Here is a 17,728-nt window from a genome sequence, read left to right as displayed (position 1 = left end):
GACAAGCCTTTCAAACGATCCGTATAGCGGTAAATGTTGTAGTAACGGATATAATTCCTCACGTCTTTGAGGAGGTCATCATAGGTATCATATTTCGTCAGGTAATAGCTCTCACCCCAAAATCGTTCTATGGGCTGGTTATCTAGGCAACGACTTACACGAGACATACTTTTAGTGAATCCACGCTTAAAACCCTTCTCTTTATGAAGTTCTTGGATAGCTTGATACAAGCCTGCATGTCGAACTAAAGTTAGCGTGTAATTCTTCGCTGAATCTCTGCCAACTTTTTTTTACGAAGGCATTCTCCATTTCCAAGTACTCATTACGTGCTTCTAGTTCTTTGATCCGAAGTTTAAGTCGTTCATGTTCGTCCAGTTCTTCCACAGGCTTGTTACGGCCACGATTGTCCCTAAGGGCTTCCTCGCCGTTAGATTTATATTTACGAACCCATAAATACACCTGTTGATAAGAAACACTATATTTCTCGATGGATTTCTGATAATCCAAATCATTTGCCTTTATTCATGCTAGATAGTCCTTTTCCTTTACGAGTAGGTTTTAGTTCTTCCCTACAAGTATTCTTGGAAATCCAGCTCGTCAATACACTCTTATCCGAAATATTGAACTTCTTTGTAGCTTCTCGTATAGAGTAATTCCCGGATAACACATCCTTTATAGCAGAAAACTTCAGTTCCTCTGAGTATCCTTGCCAGCCTCTGGATTTCTTTCATAACCATCTGCTCTATATTTTCTTACCCAATCTGCAACCGTGCTTCTGTTGATCCCTAGTTGTTTGCCTTCATAACTTGGGTTTGTTTCGTTGCGGAGGCATCGCTTTACAATACGTACTTTTACCTCTAAGGAATTTAGACTCCTTTTCGACATCATAAAAATTCCCATCATTGTAGAAGTAGAAGTTTTTTTCTACTGTCTACTATGATGGGAGCGTATCAGTTGGTGTTGGGGTTCATCCGAAATAATAGGACTAGATTAACGACAGTTTCTCGCTGTAGGGGGATTACCGATCACACCAGGGTATTGATAAGTAAGTGGCTCATCAAATGTAGCATAATCAAAATAGATCATAAGTAATACGGTACGTTGACCAGTTACAGGATCACTGATAATAATGTGGTCACGGCCCGCAGCTTCCAGTACACCCTTGTAGATTTTGGCATTCCATTCTTTGTTATTTTCGTAAGTAAAATAAAATGTACCCACCTTGCCCAAATTAAGTCGGAAAATATTCTCGATATAAGATTGCTCGAATTGCTGTGGTGGGTTTTGGACTACAACCCCTGCTGGTGTCATCGGACTTCCACTGCTTACTTGAGGTGGCATGCTGCCCATGCCTTGCATACCCTGCATGCCTCCTTGCATTCCTGTAGACATCGGCATTGGCATTCCTGAAGAAGAGACACTACCAATAGTGTAAGTAACGGGACGGTACGGTTGAACGATCATTTAATGAAACCTCCTAAATGTTTATCGGAGCAGTTGCTCCATTTGGACACAAAATAAACTTTGCACTAGCTTACTGAGAGAATTACTCATTACAATGAGTAATTCTCTTTGCACAGTACCCTGCTAATTACCAATAAATACAGCCGGGCAATCTTCTCCAGTCGGAGTAAAGAAACAATGAGCTTTATAGCGGCCTGTGTTTTGTTGGTTATACCAGGTTGGAGGGCAATCCCCTACAGGACGGAAGAACCATAAAGCATTGGTAGCTGGCCAGGTTCTTTCACCTGCAATTGCACGTTTGGCAAGACGGATGTCTGCTTCTCTTGCTCGTTGATAGAAGTAGCTTTTTTGCGGGGCTTCGAATCCTCCTGGACTTTGATAGACCATGTCATTCACAGTACGAATGTTCAAAAAATCGAGGCAATTACCAAGAATCCGATTGACGCCAACATTCCCGACCATAAGCATGCCTAGATCTCCATCTTCTTCCGCTTCCGCTCTCATCAACCGAGCCAGCACCTTTACATCTTCCGAATTCGTTTTGATGACGGCCACGCTGTCTCCTCCTTGGGGTCGCTTCTTGCTTGCAACCTCGTTCTTAACTGCATGGTGTATTGTATGTGCATTCGCCTAAGTGGTGACAGTTCTAACCTAATTTTAAAGGCAATTGCTTTATGCTTTGTTGCTTATTGACCGCACATTAAAAACCATCCCCCTACTCCAATGAATGGAACAGGGGGATGGTTTATGAATTAATGTATAACCGCTAACTACTCCGCTGTGGAGTATTGTGGCTGTCGCTGAAATCCGTGATATCTAGTTCCTTGATAGGTAAGCATTCCTTTATCGCCTTCCGCACTCATTCCATATTCATGGCCATCCACTTTAAATTCTATTCGACTGCCACCATTCAGTTCGTACGTTAAGTAGTATGTTGTACTCGTACGAGTTGAACCATTATCTTCTTGAACCTGTTGCTGCCTTATTTCACTCCGTTTACTCACGATACGGGCAGGGATAGTTAGCATGGGTGAGCTGTTGTTCCGGCTCCATTGAAGCAAACCCCTGCCTGCTGATACTGCTAGAATACCAACCATTACAATGAGAAATGTCGGCATCACTGTTCCAGAGAAATCAAACATCCATGAAAGATCCGGGCCCATTCCCATGACATTTTCCCCCTTCATACCCATGTAATTCAGCTCTTCACTTAACTTCGGTCACTTCTGTACATGTATATGCCTCTTCTAGTCCAGAAAGCATTAAATTAGTGAGACTTCATGCAAAAAAGACCACTCCGTTTTCTTAGAAATCAAGAAACCGAGTGGTCTTTAATCATAGATTAAGGCTATCTGATTAAGCATGAACGAGGTCTAGCAATTGCTTCGTTTCGTCAGTCTGTTCATCTAACATACCGTTATCTGCCCAGCAAGCTCTGCATTGTTCTTCTGTTTCACACAGGTGAGCGTCATCACAGTTGTAGCAAAGTTGCAGCAGGTTTCTAGTCATATAATCTGTTTCAAAAGTTTTCATTGTAATCTCTCCTATTCGAAAGTTAAGTTTGTGAAAATTTGAACTTGTTCTATGTGTTAAATATATCACACGATCATTTAAATGTCATGTGATTTTTTTCACATCTAAAAAGAAAATTTTAATTAAGTTTTTTCCTTATATTCAATCAATCATAAATACGTTGGACTTACAAAAGAAGCTGCCCCATAAGTAGCATCCACTACTTTTGAGACAGCCATTCTTCCATCTACATCACACGCCAACTGACCCCACCATTTGTAGTCTGTAAGAGCAGCGAGCGTTTTTGTTCTTTTTTCTCAAGCAAAAGCCAACCCAGCTCCGGAGAGATAAACTGCATCTTAATCGTCTCAGGATATTCCGCAAGCTTAGACTGCAAAATACTGCTCTCCTTAAGGGGGATCCAAGTTTTCCCTTGATTAACAGTGTGATAAAGAGTGTTACCCATGATTGCCCAACCGACTTGCGAATTCAGAAACGTAGGAGCGCTCTGATGAGTTCTTTCGGTTGGACTCTTTAATTCAAAGGGTGCGAATTCCCAGTTCTCTCCACCATTAGTAGTAAAATAACCGTGGTAAGTAATCATCTTTTCTTTGTCGTTTTGGCAGCCCACAGACATCCAGCCATTTGATTTATTAGCATCGAAGAACTCTGGTTTGCCAGTAAGCACTCTGTCACAGCCTTTTAATTGTTCATTTGACAGAAAAGTTGGTCCCGGATTCCAACTCTGACCACCGTCCTTAGTCATAAAGATCTTAGGAAGGTTCCCTGTCTGTAGGGTAACAAATCCATCTACACGGTTCTTAAATATCATTCCAGTAGTTATACCAGTGAACGGTATCGAATGATTTGGAAGGTTCGGATTATATTGTTCATTCTGCATCACTTCTTCCCATGTGGCCCCACCGTCTGATGTTGAATAAAGGGCCTTGCTCTCCTTATTAGGAGTAACGTTCGAAGAAGTCATCATCCATCCCTGTGTTGGTGAATTGAAATAAACGGATGATACAGCATCATCATCACCTAGTGATGAGATTTTCCAGCTCTTCCCTCCATCCGTAGTTCGTAGCACTATGTTCTCTGTCGTACCAAATGCACTTCTTATAATCCAGCCATGATTAGGATCAGTAAAAAAGATGCCTTTTCCATAGACAGGAGTGGAATGAAACAGCACATTGGGCGCAGGCGAAATATTAGCCCACGTCGCCCCGTTATCACGGGTAATGTACAATCGAAGTTCATTTTTTGTAACCCCCCAGACCATGCCCACTGTCTCACTAAATAGCTGAAATCCCGTAATTCTAGTTTGAACCTGATATTTCGGGCCACTCTCATTGTTAGTATCGTGACTAGGAGGTGTAATCAGAGTAATCGTCTGTCCTTCTTCCAGTGCTTCTGTAGGCTGTGGCTGTGGAGAAGGCTCCGGAGGTGGTGAAGAACATGCCGAGACTATCCACGCTAAAAAAAATAGCATCATAAACATTCTTAGTGTTCTCAATCCAGCAGTCCTAGATATCAATGCCCTCTCTCCTCTCAATTGGAATCTTTATTTATGATTCAACTTACTATTACGGTAGCCGTATAAAAAATAGATCAGAAGTCCAAGAACCGTCCAAATAAGAAATCCAATCCATGTCTCACTTCCTAGATTATACATCAAATATCCGCAGGTTGTCGCACTTAGCAACGGAATGAAAGGCACCCAGGGTACTCTGAACCCTCTTTTCATGTTGGGATAAATATATCGCAGCGCTATTACACCCAAAGAAACGACAAAAAAAGCAAATAGTGTTCCAATGCTTGTTAAGTTAGCCAACTTATCTAATGGCATGAAGCCCGTTAATACAGCTATAATGATGCCAACCATCCATGTACTACGAACAGGCGTCTGTGTCTTCGCGCTGATCTTAGACAAACCTCTCGGCAAAAGACCATCACGCGAGATTGCAAATAATAGTCGAGTTTGACCGAATAGCATTACCAGCAGTACTGTGGTCATTCCAGCAATAGCGCCAACCGAGATCAGACCCGCTATCATATCTTGATTTACGACACGAAGCGCATAAGAAACGGGATCGCTAACATTGAGATCCGTATAGGGTATAATACCCGTTAATACGAGTGAAACTAGAATATACAATACTGAACATATAGCAAGAGATGAAATAATCCCTATAGGCAAATCGCGCTGTGGCCGTTTTACTTCTTCAGCAGCAGTCGATAACGCATCAAAGCCTATGTAGGCAAAGAAGACAGTAGCAGCACCGTTTACAACTCCTTGATAGCCAAAGGGGAGGAATGGAGTCCAGTTCTCCGGTTTAACATAAAAGAATCCCGTTACAATAAATAAAAGTACTACAGCTATTTTGATTACAACCATAATCGCATTAAATCGAGCAGTCTCTTTAGTTCCCCGTGTTAGCAAATAGGATATTAATAATATGATAATTACGGCAGGTAAATTAATAATGGTACCTGCTTCCGCATTAAATGCCCCCGATAATGCCGTAGGCATATGAATCCCAAAGCCCTCTAATAGTCCCAGCAAATAGCCTGACCAGCCACTGCTTACTGCGGCCGCTGCAACACCATATTCTAACACAAGGGTCCAGCCTAATATCCAAGCGAGCAGTTCTCCAAAAGCTACATAGCTATAAGCATAAGCACTCCCAGAAACAGGGATGGTCGATGCGAATTCCGAATAACAAAGGGCTGACAGCACGCAAGCAAATGCGGCTAGCAGAAATGAAATGACAAGCCCAGGTCCAGCGAGTTCTGCTGCCGCTACTCCTGTCATTACAAAAATACCAGTTCCGATAATCGCCCCTACTCCTAGCATCGTAAGATCCAACGCACCAAGCGTTTTGTTTAACTTGGTTGCACCGGAGTTTGTAGGTGCGATTAGCGGTTTTTTGCGAAATAAATCCATTCTTACATTCTCTCCTGTCTAGTCATGGTGTTAAATTACTTTGAGAATTTCTATTTAGTATGCCCAGTATGGGGTAATGTATTAAATAAGACCTGCTTGAAAACAATAACGTAAGCGATTATGATGGACAAGATTAAAAGCTAAAAATTTTAAATTCTGAGGAGATGAAATCATGCCCCCGAAACCCAATCGTGTCGTAGTAATCGGTACTGGAGCAGTTGGTACAACAACAGCCTACACATTGCTGCTGCGGAGACGTATGCCGGAGCTCGTACTTATTGACGTTAATCAAAAGAAAGCCCTTGGAGAAGCATTGGATATGAATCACGGCATGCCTTTTGTTGGTGGTGTGAAGCTATGGGCTGGTACATATGAAGATTGCCGTGAAGCGGATATCATCATTGTAACTGCCGGTGCATCGCAAAAACCGGGCGAAACACGGATAGATCTGCTCCGTAAAAACATATCAATTTTCAAAGATATCGTTCAAAAAATCACGAAATATAATCAACATGCGATACTACTCATTGCTACTAACCCGGTAGATATTTTGTCATATGCCACTTTGAAAATAAGCGGATTTGACCGCAGAAGAGTAATCGGTTCCGGAACAGTGCTGGATAGTGCACGGTTTCGCTACCTGATCGGCCTACACAAAGAAATTGATCCTCGCAGTATTCACGGACAGATTATCGGAGAACATGGAGACTCGGAGCTTCCTGTGTGGAGTAAAGCGAATGTTGCCGGGATTGATCTCGGTTTTGACGAAGCAGAACAAGATGAAATATTCCAGGATACTAAGAATGCCGCTTATGAAATTATTGATGCCAAAGGCTCAACCTCTTACGCAATAGCACTAGCACTTGACCGTATTGTAGTCTCCATTCTGCATAATGAAGGTTCTGTGTTGAACGTATCTACTTTATTGAATAATTATAACGGAGTTTCGGATGTCTACCTTGGTGCCCCTTGCATCGTAGATCGATCCGGTGTACGAGAAGTTCTAGATCTTCCATTGAATGAGACTGAACAAGCTCTATTCCAGAAATCTGCTGAGAAGCTTAAAGCAGAGATAGCTAAGCTAGAACTATAAGCAACAATTGGGGCTTCCCGAATGTCATGATACATGACTGGGGATAGTCCCTTTTTTAAATCTGAATTTGTAACTTCGACATAGCTTCTTCCTTCTCCCGACTCGTGATATGCGTGTAAACCGTTGTAGTCTGAATGGAGGAGTGTCCGAGAAGTTCCTGAACCGTTCGCAGATCGGCCCCTTTTCTTAGCAGCATGGTAGCGAAGGAATGTCTAAGCTTATGGCTAGAATATGGACGACGATGAGCCGCAGGCACATCACTTTGGAAGCGATCGAACGTATCTGCAGCAATTTGCTGAATACCGCGTATGGATAGCCTCCGTCCTTTTTGGGAAATGAACATTGCCTCCTCTTTACTGCGCCAAGGATTTAATCGTTCTTCTATTGCCAGATCGAGAAAAGGTACCACATCCTCTGGAATCGGTACATTACGCCATTTACGTCCCTTACCGAACACCCGAAGTGAATGCCTTTCTACATTATAGTCACTTAAATTTAGCGTGTGAACTTCCCCCACCCGAAGCCCCATATAGGACATGAGTAAAAAGACTGCTAAATTACGGCCTTTATATTTCCCATCTATAGAAGACAAAAATCTCCCCAGATCACCTTCATCTAAGTAAACCGGCTCACGATTGATCTCAGTTTTAGATTTCTTAATCCCAGCAGCAGGATTGGATAGAAGCATTTCCAGTTCAATTAATGCCTTAAAAAAACAGTTAATAGAAGCATGCTTCCGGTTACGGGTAGCGTCACTAACTCCACGTTCACGGACAGAAGTCAGAAAGGAAATGACATGCAGCTTCTTCACCGTCTCTAACCTTTTACCATTCAGGCTGTCTAAAAACTGTCTTACATCTGCTAAATAGGATTTTTGCGTATAAGGAGTGTACCCGGCATCTTTCATCCAAATTAAAAAAGCCTCCAGCCCTTCTTCGTAGTCTTCACTCCACTCATTCATGGCTTTGAGCCTCCCCTGATTTCGACAATCTATTGTACCACAGAATAGCTATGAGATTTAAACTTGATTTCTCCATTGTTCAGCATGCTTGTGTACGGTTAATAGAAACTCTGTTAATACAGGTGATTTCCATTTTTTATGATGATAGGCTATTTGAGTAGCAACACGCTGCGATTCATCGTTCCAATTCAGTCTAGCTAGCTTCCCTTCCGCCAATTCGTTGTTCACTGTAACCAGTGGTATAAAGGCGATGCCTAGACCCGCCATCACACACTGCTTGATTGCTTCGATACTCCAAAACTCTAGTGTAGGGTCAGGAAATACCCCATGGCTGTTTAAATGACGTTCAAACAAAGTACGGTAACTACAACCAGTCTCTGTATGCAATATCGTTTCTCCCTTAAGATGGAACGGCTCTACCTCAGAATGGCTCAGTAAAGGGTGATCCGGTGGGGCGATCAAGGTCATTTGTTCATGCACCAGTGTTGCTATATTCAGATCTTTGTCTTCTGTCTCCGGTTGCAGTAAGAAGGCCAGATCCAGCTCACCAGAACGAACTAAATCCGTCAGCTCCCAGCAGGCTCCAGGCTTCAGTACAATTTGGACCTTTGGATATTTAACACGAAACTCCTTGATAATGCCTGGAAGGCGAAATGCAGCTAGCGATTCAGGAGCACCAATCCGTAAAGATCCTGTCAGCTCACTCTCGGAGTGAAGAGCATCCTGCGCTAAAGAATGCATTCTGGATATCTCTTGCGCGAATGGGAGCAGACGGCGGCCTGCATCGGTTAGGATAATCTTTTTACTGATCCGATCGAATAAAGGCTGTCCAATTTCAGTCTCTAACACCTGGATTTGTGCGGTTATACTGGATTGAGCATAATCAAGCTTCTGTGCAGCACGTGTAAAGCTACCCGTCTCCACTACGACTAAAAAGGTGAAAAGATGACGTGATTCCATGTGTACCCCCTAATGATAGTGAACCATCGGAATTTCGAATGGATACTATTCAAAATTTCTGTTTTTCCAATGGATCTATTATCTGCTACTCTATAACAAAAGACAATGAAAGCAGGATCAAAATAATGAAGGAATCGAGTTCAAACACTTTACAAAGAAACATCGGCATGCCACAGGCCATAGCTCTTTATATCGGCGCTGTATTGGGCTCGGGGGTCCTAATCGTTCCAGGTCTGGCTGCAGAGATGGCAGGTCCCGCTTCATTGCTGGCATGGGGATTTATGACGTTGCTGATTTTGCCAATGGCCTTATCCATGGGACTACTCTCTGCCAAATTTCCTAACGCTGGAGGAGTGTCCCACTTCGTCACCCTTGCTTTCGGGCCTAAAGCTGGATCTTTGGTAGGTTGGTTCTTCCTGATGTCCGTTCCAATTGGTGCGCCTGTCGCTGCACTGACCGGTGCCGGTTATATGACAGCCGCAATGGGCTGGGATGAACCCGCAAGAATAACAATAGCTGCCATTATGTTGGCCGTTGGCTTGATTACAAACTGGATTGGCATGCAGGTTGCTGGAAAGGTACAAATTGCGGTAGTGATTGCGATTGTAGCAGTTCTCGTCTTCTCCTTTGCTACTGCGCTTCCTCGTATGGAGGTTGAGCATTTTACTCCCTTTGCCCCACATGGATGGATGAGCATTGGTCAAGCTGCCGCAATCTTATTTTGGTGTTTTATTGGCTGGGAAGCCGTCTCCCATCTCTCAGAGGAGTTCAAAGATCCAAAACGCGCTGCAGTTAAAGGGGTTACCATCGCTGCTATTATTGTAGGCATTCTATATTTCTTATCCGCTTTAGCAACGGTTGGCACACAAAGTTACCTTAAAGGTGGATCGAGTACTTCTCTTGTCTGGATTATTAGTCAGCCTCTCGGGAGATGGGGAGGATTTATCGCAGGTCTTACAGGTCTCTTCATCTGTACCGCCACTATCATTGCTTATGCAGGTGCTGCCTCCCGAGTGGCATATGCCTTGTCACGTCAGGGGTATGCACCACAATGGATGGGGAGGCTGTCTAAATCGTACCACACGCCTATTGGTGGTATAGCGTTTCTTCTCCTCTGCTTTGTGTCAGTGATGTCGCTGTATGGAAGCGGATGGATATCCATCACCACATTGATCCAGTTTCCGAACGCGACCTTCATCTTAACTTATATTGGAGGCTGTGCTGCGGGGATACGCCTGCTCAAAGGAAGTCGCTTAGGTGTGACGATAAGCTGGATCTCCTTTCTAGCTACAGCTGCTGTATTTCCTTTTACAGGCTGGGCAATTGGCTATCCGCTGCTTATTACTTTTATGTTTCTTTTGATCTTCCATTATAAGAGTAAGCTGGAGATTGGAAGTACCAGGGGTTCCAGTCGTAGAATTCAAGAGGATCAACGAAAAGTGTTGTAAGGCTCATAATCATCCGCTTGAATCTTTTTTTGACAGTGTGATACAACAGCTTCAGTTCATTACATCCTTTCTGTCAAGGCAAGTTAGCTATTGGACACAGCAGATCTTAAACGCAGGATTATGGCATTTTTTGAGCGCTAACGGACACCACCGCCGCTATTAGTAAGAAAAACACCAAATACTACCCTTACCTTTAGTCATGGAATAGCCGCACTGGCGTCCGATAACAAGCTTAAAAAAAGTAATAAATGCGCAAATAGCAGCATCTGGGTCCGTATGCAATCCACCAATATTAATTGAGAAGCAAATGACATGAATGAATCATATCGTTTCAGCATCCGTTTAGATGGTTATGGAATGAAGAGGGTAAACTACACTATGACCATTCAAAGGAGACGATACATCATGCCAAATCAACCAAAGATCATTCTTGAGCCAGCTGCCCAGAAATTTGCCAATGATAATTCAAAGCCTCCGTTCCTTCCTGATCTTGGACCAGAAAAAGGTCGTGAAACGGTAGATACAGTACAATCCAGTGATATATATAAACCTGAAGTCGATATTGAAGATCTTATGGTGCCTGGTGGACCTAAAGGTGATGTTTCTGTAAGAATTGTTCGTCCCCCTGGCTCCACTTCCGCGTCGTTGCCTGTCATCCTCTACATTCATGGTGCTGGCTGGGTGTTTGGTAATGCGCATACCCATGATCGCCTGATCCGTGAACTCGCTGTCGGAGCGGAATCCGCTATTGTCTTTCCAAATTACAGTCTCTCACCAGAAGCTAAATATCCTACTGCAATCGAAGAAATTTATGCTGTTTTGAAATGGATAGCTGAAAAAGGAAATGAACAAGGACTTGATGCCAGCAAGCTATCCATAGGTGGTGATAGTGTCGGTGGGAATATGGCAGCAGCTATTACTTTAATGGCTAAAGAACGTAGTGGACCAAAAATAGGAAAACAACTATTGTTCTATCCGGTAACGGATGCCTCATTTGATACCAAATCCTATCATGAATTCGCTGAAGGGTATTTCTTGCAGCGGGAAGGAATGAAATGGTTCTGGGATCAATATACTACTGACCCTAAAGATCGGAATCAGATCACGGCCTCCCCACTTCGAGCCAGCTTAGAGCAGTTGCAAGATCTACCCGAAGCACTAATCATAACGGGTGAAGCAGATGTTCTACGTGACGAAGGTGAAGCTTATGCCGCCAAATTACGTGAAGCTGGAGTCACTGTCACGGCAGTCCGCTTCCAAGGCATCATTCATGATTTCGTGATGCTAAATCCTTTAGCAGAAACCAATGCCAAAAAAGGCGCCATCAAGCTGGCGACGACATGGCTTCGTGAAGGCTTCTAAATAAATCTGTGCATCAATATTTCTACACGGGGGTGTTCCAAAGGCCAAGAAATGGCCGCTGGGACACTCCCTTTTTGGATTAATATTTACGATTACACTCCTAGCCCTCTACGCCTTAATCCAGTCATTTCTTCTATCCATTCATACTCTCATTAGCGAGCTTATTTTTCTTATGGAACAGACCATTGTTTATAGTTTACATAATCAAAATTATGTTAACAAGTTTATTTTTACAAATAAGAAACAAATACCCATCCTCAGCGTCAGTATATAATAAATGATCTATAAGGAGCTAAAATCGTGAAATATCTGCCATTCATTCTAAAGACTATTATGTCTACCTCCTTGCTCGTGTCTGGAGCTAGTCTTTATTTACCTGAAGCTACAGCGGCAGTAACAAACCCAGCCTCCTCAGCACCAACAGACGACTCCGTACCTACAATCAAACCATTATGGCACGACAAAGCAGATGGACTAGGAATTTATAGTCTAAAAGCCCCTATTTTAAAGGGTTTATATTATTATTCATCAGGTGGTACACTGAAGGCCGTCGATCTCACCACAGGTAAAGTTAAATGGTCCTACAAAAACGGAACAAATCCTGAGATTATAACGAATAATTCGGTTTTCTTTATCACTTATGAGGGTTATCTTGTAAAAGTTAATGCCCAAACGGGGAAACTGCTTTGGAAGGTTAAGGCTGCCAAAGATCCGATTGAAATCGGTGCTTTCGCGGAGTTAGTTAATGGAGTGTTGTACTTCCGGAACGAGCATGGTGGAATTGCGGCTTATCATCCGGTTACTGGTAAAAAGATCTGGGAAAATAAAGACATCCCCATGTATGTAGGAAGTATCGACGGCCTTTATAACGGAGTATTGGTAGTATCCAGTACCGTTGATAATAGGCGTACGCAGTTTTTCGGTCTCGATCCGACTACAGGCAAGAGGTTATGGAGAATTCAGGGATTTTATAGCTTTGTTGCTTGTCGGGATGGTGAACTAATACTCCGCGAACAAGCAAATGCTTCAAATGATGCCTCTAACGAGCCTCTTAAAGGCTATCAGTTGACCTTGGTACATGTAGATGTTAGAACTGGAAAAGCGAAGACCAAAAAGAACTATAAACCGCTCGAAGATGTCAGTAGACTTGGGAATTATTTTACATCACTTCAAGGCTCGTATCTATATACAGTCGATGGAGGTTTAGATCAATGGGATGGCAATCCACTATACCGTTTTACCTTAGGTCAAGAAACAACGAGTGAACCTAAAAGTTATGAGGAGTACGGAAATTGGGTGGCGGGTCCAGTAAGTAACATGGCTTTTTTCCAAAAGGGTGCACAGATCACTGGTGTTCAATTGAACGATAATCGCATTATAAGCTTCAACGGACCAGACAGTCCCGCTCTTAGCGTTCAATTTATTGGTAAAGCGGTTTACGTTGGCTATGAGAATGGCTACTTCTATATCATGAATGCAGAAACAGGAAAAGCGCTTGGCAAAGTAAAGACTGGAGCACAACAATACGGCAAACTATTCAGCGTGAATGATATCCTCTACATCCAGACAGAACACGATCTATTCGCCATTCCTCTGCCAAAAGAATTACAATAGATGCTGTTACTCTACATCTTTTGAAGCTACTTCTCGCTTGAACTCAATGGTTCGACTCTCCAGGTGAATAGATCCACTATTCCCAATCTGGAAGGTCGTACCAGACCCAATCGATAGAATTTTGATATACTGCATAGTTATCATAGATTCGGTGGAATCATTTAAAATCTCAAATTCATCCTCTTCCTTCACTTGGTTTGGCCATGCAGCGTGTGGGATGTCTAAGCGTGAAGCCTCTCTATTATTGCTTTGAATCTCCTGAATATTAAAAAGGTAATTCTCTTTACTGCCCACGAATTTGGACTGAATCCGGTCTACAGCTCCACAAATAAAAATAGAACTGTCAGATAGATTATTGATGTACACATCTTGTATGCGTGAGGCGTGCATTATTAACTACCCTTTTTGACTTGATCCGGAGTACTCGATGTATATTCTATCACGCTGTCAAACGCTGAGGAGCAGTTAATCTGTTGGGTATCTCCTACTAAAAACACCGATGAACCTGATATCGAAACTACCTTCACTGCGTTTACATTTATGTCTCTATTAATTACTGTCACTTTCATGTGGCTCCCGCCTTCCCGTTATGTTTATTTCCAAATGCCGCTCTACCGCTGTAACAATATCTCGTTTGATTTGCTCTACAATAGCTGTACTTTCCTCTTCTGTATATTCACGTCCTTCCTCTCCGGTAGGTAGCTGGCTTACATACTCATTAATCCGCCCATCCATCTGATTCAACAGATCCTGTGTTACCATTTCGATGTATTGTTCATCAATACTTAAGCTCTGTTCTCTTTCTAAACGTGAAAATTGAGACGGCACTTCCTCCTGCACATACTTCAGAATCTGTGGACGAATCTTATCCGTTATTGCAGTTGTACCTTCTTCCTGCCCTCCGAGTGGTTTTCCATTGACTATCGCTTCATCCAGATTGTTACCTTCATTTGGAGTTATGCCTATATTTAAAGTGCCTTCCAGCTTCTCGATTTTTAATTGTTCAAAATGATAATTTATAGGTCCTATACTTGCCGATTTATTGTTCTTTATGCTGTCAACATCACGTTGTAAATCCTGGAGCTGTTTCTCTAGCTGTTGAATCTTTTCTGACTGCACTCTTAGTGCATTAAAAACCTGCTGAGCGTAATACGGGTGCATACAACCCCCTCCTATGGTTCATTGTATGCGGAGTATAAGAGCCTAATTCTAGCGAGTATATAGTTCAGTGGGTGCGGGCAAGCGAACAAGAGGTGAATCACTTATCGCTGAGGATGGCGTTGGGGGAGATTCTGGAATATCACTAGACTGATAACTATGAGACAAGGCATTAATTCGGCCGGATGTGCCGATTTGAAGAACTGATGAATTTGAAATGGTACCGATTTTTAGATTGTAGACCGATATGCACTGATAAACCGTAATATTCATATGAACCCATCCTTAAGGAGGCGAGACTTGATCCACCACATCTGAATCCATTGTGTTCGTACTACTGGCTGCATTATTCGTTATGTTTGTACCTATAGAGTCACCTATAGAGAAGGAGTTGGCACCGGCATAGATTTTATTGTTACTACTTAATATAACAGAAGCTGTATTTCCTACTAAGACTGTGGAACTGGGGCCTACGCTGTTGATTTTAATGTTGCCGATGATTGATACCACCAAACCACTCCTCCTTTCGGAATGATAACCTATTCTATGTAGATATTCGCCCAGATGTCACTGAATAAGTCATAAGCCCATACAATGGATAAAAAATGAAGGAGGTTAGTGCTCATGAGTCCGCATAAAACGAACCCTTTAGATTGGATGAACGAAGATCCCTTTTTCAAGAAAAAGTTATCCTTAAAGTCGCTTGAAGAGCAATGGAAGCTGGATCCAAACCAGATCGATGGATATGTTGAAAAAATAATCAGAGAAGCTACCGCAGCGACCTCTTCATCATTTACGAACGAAGCCTCAAGTCTGCATGTTGAGCATTTGGACACTCATAATTATCTGATCACTAAAATTCGTATTCCCAGTGGAATACACCCCGAAAGTATATGGGCACAAATCAATCGAACACAAATCAAATTAAGTGGTCTAGGAAAAGATCATAGTGAAATCATCCCACTCCCCATTCCAGTCAATCCGGATCAGAGCAGAGGTACTTATAAACAAGGCTCGTTGCAAATCAGAATGCCCAAAATGTCATCAGGAAAATTTAGAGATATCAACATCCGTTATTTATAAAAAAATCCTAAAAATCCCTCCGATTTGCTCGTCCAAGTGGTGATCCACCCTCAAAAAAACGTCTTAAAATCAAAACTGCGTATAATTTAAGTTATGCGCTGTTTTTTGAGGGCGTCTTATGCCCTATTTTTGTCTGCATACGCAATGGAATTTCTAAGCTTCATTCTCCGAACTTTAAGGTTACCTCGCTCATAAGATAGGGTATCAATCGCAAAGGTGGGCTATTCATGTCCAAAAACAAGCGCGGCAAAGCACTCTGGCGTATGCCATCCCGAGGCAGAGGAACCTGTCTGATCTGCGGCAGCACTCGTATTAAGCTTTTGTATATCGGAAAAGGACTTTCAGGTGAAAAGGTTAACGTGTGTAAGAAATGCGAGGGTAAACAGGTAACCAAGTAACTTATCAGAATTGTACAGGGGATTCTCATTAAAGCATTTTATACAAGAGCAATGGATTACTAAAAAAGTGCAACCCTGTCATCGAGCCTCGATGAAACTGAATCACACTTTGCTTAGTAATCCTCCACTTCAAAAACTATAGGAGTTCTATACGATACCGTCTTTCCTCACTTGATAAACTGAATCCGACAGATTCATAAAGATGCAATGCAGAATCATTATTTGTTAACACCATTAAATAAGCTTCTTCAAGTCCATGTGTTCTGAAATAGTTTAATGCTTGAGAAAGCATGTACCTAGCAATTCCAAATCTTCTCCACGGCTCAAGTACAAATACATTTTCTATATACCCGCTTTTCTCTTCCTGCCATACCATCAAGCTACCTACTATCCTCTCCCCTTCTCGAACAACCATCGAGTTCCAAAGAGGATTTTGCTTAAACTGTGTTAATCTTTCTTTCCCGAGTGGAGTTTCTGGCCAAACCTCAGCTTCCAATTCTAAATAATGATCTTCTTCTTGAGACGTCTTCATCATCCAAGTTGCGAATTCAAACTTCTTATCAAGCTGAGGCACGGAATAGGTGTCATTAAGATTATGAGTCATTTTATATAAGCTATTGTATTGGTAGAAGCCCTTTTCTTTTTCAAAAAATTGCGTGTTCGCAACCTCCGCTGCGTTATTCCCCACACACAGTGTCGTTTTGTACTCTGCTGATAAAGTTTCTTTTAATTCAAGCGCTCTCAAGAAGAGTGTTTGGTACATGCTATCCAATAAATCATAATCTTCTTCTCGTTCAGGTACTGTTTTCAAATTCAAATAAATCGAATGTCTGCTTTCCTCTGAGCGCCCAGGTGGTACAATATTCATGATCTCTACTTGGCCTTTGACCACCATTTTCCCATTTTCAAAGGCGCAGTACACATTCTCCCAGTTTTCCTCATCACCAACCCACCAAAACACAGCATTTCCCCGCGAAGTAACCGAGTTATATAACTCACCCAGTAATGGCATGTCCCCTTGTTCAAAATGACGAATCGTTATTCCTTCTGATGAAAGAATCGTAGATTTTGTCAAAACAAAACCCCTTTTCATATAAATTTTGGCATACATTAAGGGTAGCATATCTCTTCCAATTTCACTTGTTAATGAATAGTTATAATTAATTCTTATTTACCTTACATTTTCGAATGAAACCCATTTTTCATTTATGTAGCTTGCGATTATACCTCCTGACCTGCAACCCTCGAGATCATATAATAGTCGTTGAAAGACACCAGTGCGTTGCCCATAATTTTTGAATAACCGCTATTTAATAATGCGCTAATTCTTTGCTCAGCGCTAGGAATGGCCTTAGTAATCATCGCATCAACCCCAAAACAATCATAGAACTCCTTCTCAATCAAAGAAAGGATCTCTGTAAGCACTCCTTCATTCTCCAATCTCGAGAGCAGATCAAGCCTCAGTACACCAATTACTCCTACCCCTTCATCTCGATCTTTTCTCGCAAAAAATTCAATAGTGCCAACAGCCTTGTCACTATTCTTCTCTAAGATACTAAAACGAACGTAACCTTGCTGATCATATTCATCCAGCCAGAATCGTATACAGCTACTCATCTCTTCTATCGTTTGAAAGTTAAAATCATTGTTACAGTTATCGCTATTGAATAGCGGAATCGAATCAGCGAGGGATACAAATCTCCCAATAAGATAAAAAGCCGCCATTAA

General features: G+C 42.2%; 21 protein-coding genes. 6 read left to right on the top strand and 15 right to left on the bottom strand.

The genetic code is table 11. From position 1 onward, the window contains the following. Window positions 1-201: 201 nt before the first annotated feature. The 7 genes from NSS67_RS17235 to NSS67_RS17205 all read right to left on the bottom strand — a co-directional run bounded on the left by NSS67_RS17235 (window position 202) and on the right by NSS67_RS17205 (window position 5,923). Complete coding sequence (locus tag NSS67_RS17235) at window positions 202-507, bottom strand: helix-turn-helix domain-containing protein (protein WP_339314612.1); 306 nt, start codon at window positions 505-507, stop codon at window positions 202-204. A gap of 483 nt (window positions 508-990) precedes the next feature. After that, a complete protein-coding gene (gene gerQ / locus NSS67_RS17230; protein ID WP_339314610.1) occupies window positions 991-1,464 on the bottom strand; it encodes a spore coat protein GerQ in 474 nt (157 codons plus the stop codon). A gap of 123 nt (window positions 1,465-1,587) precedes the next feature. After that, on the bottom strand, window positions 1,588-2,019 hold the full coding sequence (locus NSS67_RS17225) for a cell wall hydrolase (RefSeq protein ID WP_339314608.1): 432 nt from the start codon (window positions 2,017-2,019) through the stop codon (window positions 1,588-1,590). Between the two features lie 215 nt (window positions 2,020-2,234). Beyond that, a complete protein-coding gene (locus NSS67_RS17220) occupies window positions 2,235-2,627 on the bottom strand; it encodes a DUF2500 domain-containing protein (protein ID WP_339320623.1) in 393 nt (130 codons plus the stop codon). 193 nt (window positions 2,628-2,820) lie between these two features. Further along, a complete protein-coding gene (locus NSS67_RS17215; protein ID WP_339314606.1) occupies window positions 2,821-2,997 on the bottom strand; it encodes a hypothetical protein in 177 nt (58 codons plus the stop codon). A 226-nt stretch (window positions 2,998-3,223) separates the two neighbouring features. Then, the gene (locus tag NSS67_RS17210; protein ID WP_339314604.1) at window positions 3,224-4,492 is read right to left on the bottom strand and encodes a YCF48-related protein; all 1,269 of its coding nucleotides are present in this window, start codon (window positions 4,490-4,492) and stop codon (window positions 3,224-3,226) included. Window positions 4,493-4,540: 48 nt separating this feature from the next. Further along, window positions 4,541-5,923 carry an amino acid permease gene (locus tag NSS67_RS17205; protein WP_339314602.1) on the bottom strand — a complete coding sequence of 461 codons (1,383 nt, stop codon included), beginning with the start codon at window positions 5,921-5,923 and terminating at the stop codon, window positions 4,541-4,543. A 172-nt stretch (window positions 5,924-6,095) separates the two neighbouring features. Here NSS67_RS17205 and NSS67_RS17200 point away from each other — a divergent pair, with 172 nt between their 5' ends. After that, window positions 6,096-7,016 (top strand): L-lactate dehydrogenase, encoded by a 921-nt coding sequence (locus NSS67_RS17200; RefSeq protein WP_339314600.1) that lies wholly within the window; start codon window positions 6,096-6,098, stop codon window positions 7,014-7,016. A gap of 55 nt (window positions 7,017-7,071) precedes the next feature. On the opposite strand, the gene NSS67_RS17195 is transcribed toward NSS67_RS17200, so the two are convergent. After that, the gene (locus NSS67_RS17195) at window positions 7,072-7,977 is read right to left on the bottom strand and encodes a tyrosine-type recombinase/integrase (RefSeq protein WP_339314598.1); all 906 of its coding nucleotides are present in this window, start codon (window positions 7,975-7,977) and stop codon (window positions 7,072-7,074) included. 57 nt (window positions 7,978-8,034) lie between these two features. Continuing rightward, window positions 8,035-8,937 (bottom strand): LysR family transcriptional regulator, encoded by a 903-nt coding sequence (locus NSS67_RS17190; RefSeq protein ID WP_339314596.1) that lies wholly within the window; start codon window positions 8,935-8,937, stop codon window positions 8,035-8,037. 125 nt (window positions 8,938-9,062) lie between these two features. Between NSS67_RS17190 and NSS67_RS17185 the strand changes: the two genes are divergently transcribed. The 3 genes from NSS67_RS17185 to NSS67_RS17175 all read left to right on the top strand — a co-directional run bounded on the left by NSS67_RS17185 (window position 9,063) and on the right by NSS67_RS17175 (window position 13,361). Continuing rightward, window positions 9,063-10,385 (top strand): amino acid permease, encoded by a 1,323-nt coding sequence (locus tag NSS67_RS17185; protein ID WP_339314594.1) that lies wholly within the window; start codon window positions 9,063-9,065, stop codon window positions 10,383-10,385. A 405-nt stretch (window positions 10,386-10,790) separates the two neighbouring features. Then, a complete protein-coding gene (locus NSS67_RS17180; protein WP_339314592.1) occupies window positions 10,791-11,747 on the top strand; it encodes an alpha/beta hydrolase in 957 nt (318 codons plus the stop codon). Between the two features lie 300 nt (window positions 11,748-12,047). After that, on the top strand, window positions 12,048-13,361 hold the full coding sequence (locus NSS67_RS17175; RefSeq protein WP_339314590.1) for a PQQ-binding-like beta-propeller repeat protein: 1,314 nt from the start codon (window positions 12,048-12,050) through the stop codon (window positions 13,359-13,361). A 6-nt stretch (window positions 13,362-13,367) separates the two neighbouring features. On the opposite strand, the gene NSS67_RS17170 is transcribed toward NSS67_RS17175, so the two are convergent. The 4 genes from NSS67_RS17170 to NSS67_RS17155 all read right to left on the bottom strand — a co-directional run bounded on the left by NSS67_RS17170 (window position 13,368) and on the right by NSS67_RS17155 (window position 15,029). Then, window positions 13,368-13,727 (bottom strand): hypothetical protein, encoded by a 360-nt coding sequence (locus tag NSS67_RS17170; protein ID WP_339314588.1) that lies wholly within the window; start codon window positions 13,725-13,727, stop codon window positions 13,368-13,370. 183 nt (window positions 13,728-13,910) lie between these two features. Continuing rightward, a complete protein-coding gene (gerPC, locus tag NSS67_RS17165) occupies window positions 13,911-14,522 on the bottom strand; it encodes a spore germination protein GerPC (protein WP_339314586.1) in 612 nt (203 codons plus the stop codon). Between the two features lie 48 nt (window positions 14,523-14,570). Further along, window positions 14,571-14,792, bottom strand: coding sequence for a spore germination protein GerPB (locus NSS67_RS17160; RefSeq protein ID WP_339314584.1), 222 nt, complete (start codon window positions 14,790-14,792; stop codon window positions 14,571-14,573). Between the two features lie 12 nt (window positions 14,793-14,804). Then, window positions 14,805-15,029, bottom strand: coding sequence for a spore germination protein (locus NSS67_RS17155; protein ID WP_339314582.1), 225 nt, complete (start codon window positions 15,027-15,029; stop codon window positions 14,805-14,807). Window positions 15,030-15,143: 114 nt separating this feature from the next. On the opposite strand from NSS67_RS17155, the gene NSS67_RS17150 reads away from it, so the two are divergent. Beyond that, a complete protein-coding gene (locus NSS67_RS17150; protein ID WP_339314580.1) occupies window positions 15,144-15,602 on the top strand; it encodes an Hsp20/alpha crystallin family protein in 459 nt (152 codons plus the stop codon). A gap of 227 nt (window positions 15,603-15,829) precedes the next feature. Then, window positions 15,830-16,000, top strand: a complete 171-nt coding sequence (locus NSS67_RS17145) for a hypothetical protein (protein ID WP_339314578.1) — start codon at window positions 15,830-15,832, stop codon at window positions 15,998-16,000. Between the two features lie 136 nt (window positions 16,001-16,136). Here the strand turns inward: NSS67_RS17145 and NSS67_RS17140 are convergent, their stop codons facing one another. Further along, window positions 16,137-17,075 carry a GNAT family N-acetyltransferase gene (locus NSS67_RS17140; RefSeq protein WP_339314576.1) on the bottom strand — a complete coding sequence of 313 codons (939 nt, stop codon included), beginning with the start codon at window positions 17,073-17,075 and terminating at the stop codon, window positions 16,137-16,139. 146 nt (window positions 17,076-17,221) lie between these two features. Beyond that, window positions 17,222-17,725: a hypothetical protein gene (locus NSS67_RS17135; protein WP_339314574.1), complete on the bottom strand. Its 504-nt coding sequence runs from the start codon at window positions 17,723-17,725 to the stop codon at window positions 17,222-17,224. Window positions 17,726-17,728 lie beyond the last annotated feature (3 nt).

It is taken from the genome of Paenibacillus sp. FSL R10-2734, from assembly GCF_037963865.1.
GTDB lineage: Bacteria > Bacillota > Bacilli > Paenibacillales > Paenibacillaceae > Paenibacillus_AQ.
Note: the sequence above shows the minus strand (reverse complement) of the source record. Positions and strands in the feature narration are given on the sequence as shown.

Excerpts from the sequence above, each read along its gene's own strand:
- NSS67_RS17215 (WP_339314606.1), bottom strand. The coding sequence starts at position 2,997 with ATGAAAACTTTTGAAACAGATTATATGACTAGAAACCTGCTGCAACTT.
- NSS67_RS17185 (WP_339314594.1), top strand. The coding sequence starts at position 9,063 with ATGAAGGAATCGAGTTCAAACACTTTACAAAGAAACATCGGCATGCCA.
- NSS67_RS17195 (WP_339314598.1), bottom strand. The coding sequence starts at position 7,977 with ATGAATGAGTGGAGTGAAGACTACGAAGAAGGGCTGGAGGCTTTTTTA.
- NSS67_RS17220 (WP_339320623.1), bottom strand. The coding sequence starts at position 2,627 with ATGGGCCCGGATCTTTCATGGATGTTTGATTTCTCTGGAACAGTGATG.
- NSS67_RS17145 (WP_339314578.1), top strand. The coding sequence starts at position 15,830 with ATGTCCAAAAACAAGCGCGGCAAAGCACTCTGGCGTATGCCATCCCGA.
- NSS67_RS17135 (WP_339314574.1), bottom strand. The coding sequence starts at position 17,725 with ATGGCGGCTTTTTATCTTATTGGGAGATTTGTATCCCTCGCTGATTCG.
- gerPC (WP_339314586.1), bottom strand. The coding sequence starts at position 14,522 with ATGCACCCGTATTACGCTCAGCAGGTTTTTAATGCACTAAGAGTGCAG.
- NSS67_RS17160 (WP_339314584.1), bottom strand. The coding sequence starts at position 14,792 with ATGAATATTACGGTTTATCAGTGCATATCGGTCTACAATCTAAAAATC.
- gerQ (WP_339314610.1), bottom strand. The coding sequence starts at position 1,464 with ATGATCGTTCAACCGTACCGTCCCGTTACTTACACTATTGGTAGTGTC.
- NSS67_RS17190 (WP_339314596.1), bottom strand. The coding sequence starts at position 8,937 with ATGGAATCACGTCATCTTTTCACCTTTTTAGTCGTAGTGGAGACGGGT.
- NSS67_RS17150 (WP_339314580.1), top strand. The coding sequence starts at position 15,144 with ATGAGTCCGCATAAAACGAACCCTTTAGATTGGATGAACGAAGATCCC.
- NSS67_RS17205 (WP_339314602.1), bottom strand. The coding sequence starts at position 5,923 with ATGGATTTATTTCGCAAAAAACCGCTAATCGCACCTACAAACTCCGGT.
- NSS67_RS17180 (WP_339314592.1), top strand. The coding sequence starts at position 10,791 with ATGCCAAATCAACCAAAGATCATTCTTGAGCCAGCTGCCCAGAAATTT.
- NSS67_RS17200 (WP_339314600.1), top strand. The coding sequence starts at position 6,096 with ATGCCCCCGAAACCCAATCGTGTCGTAGTAATCGGTACTGGAGCAGTT.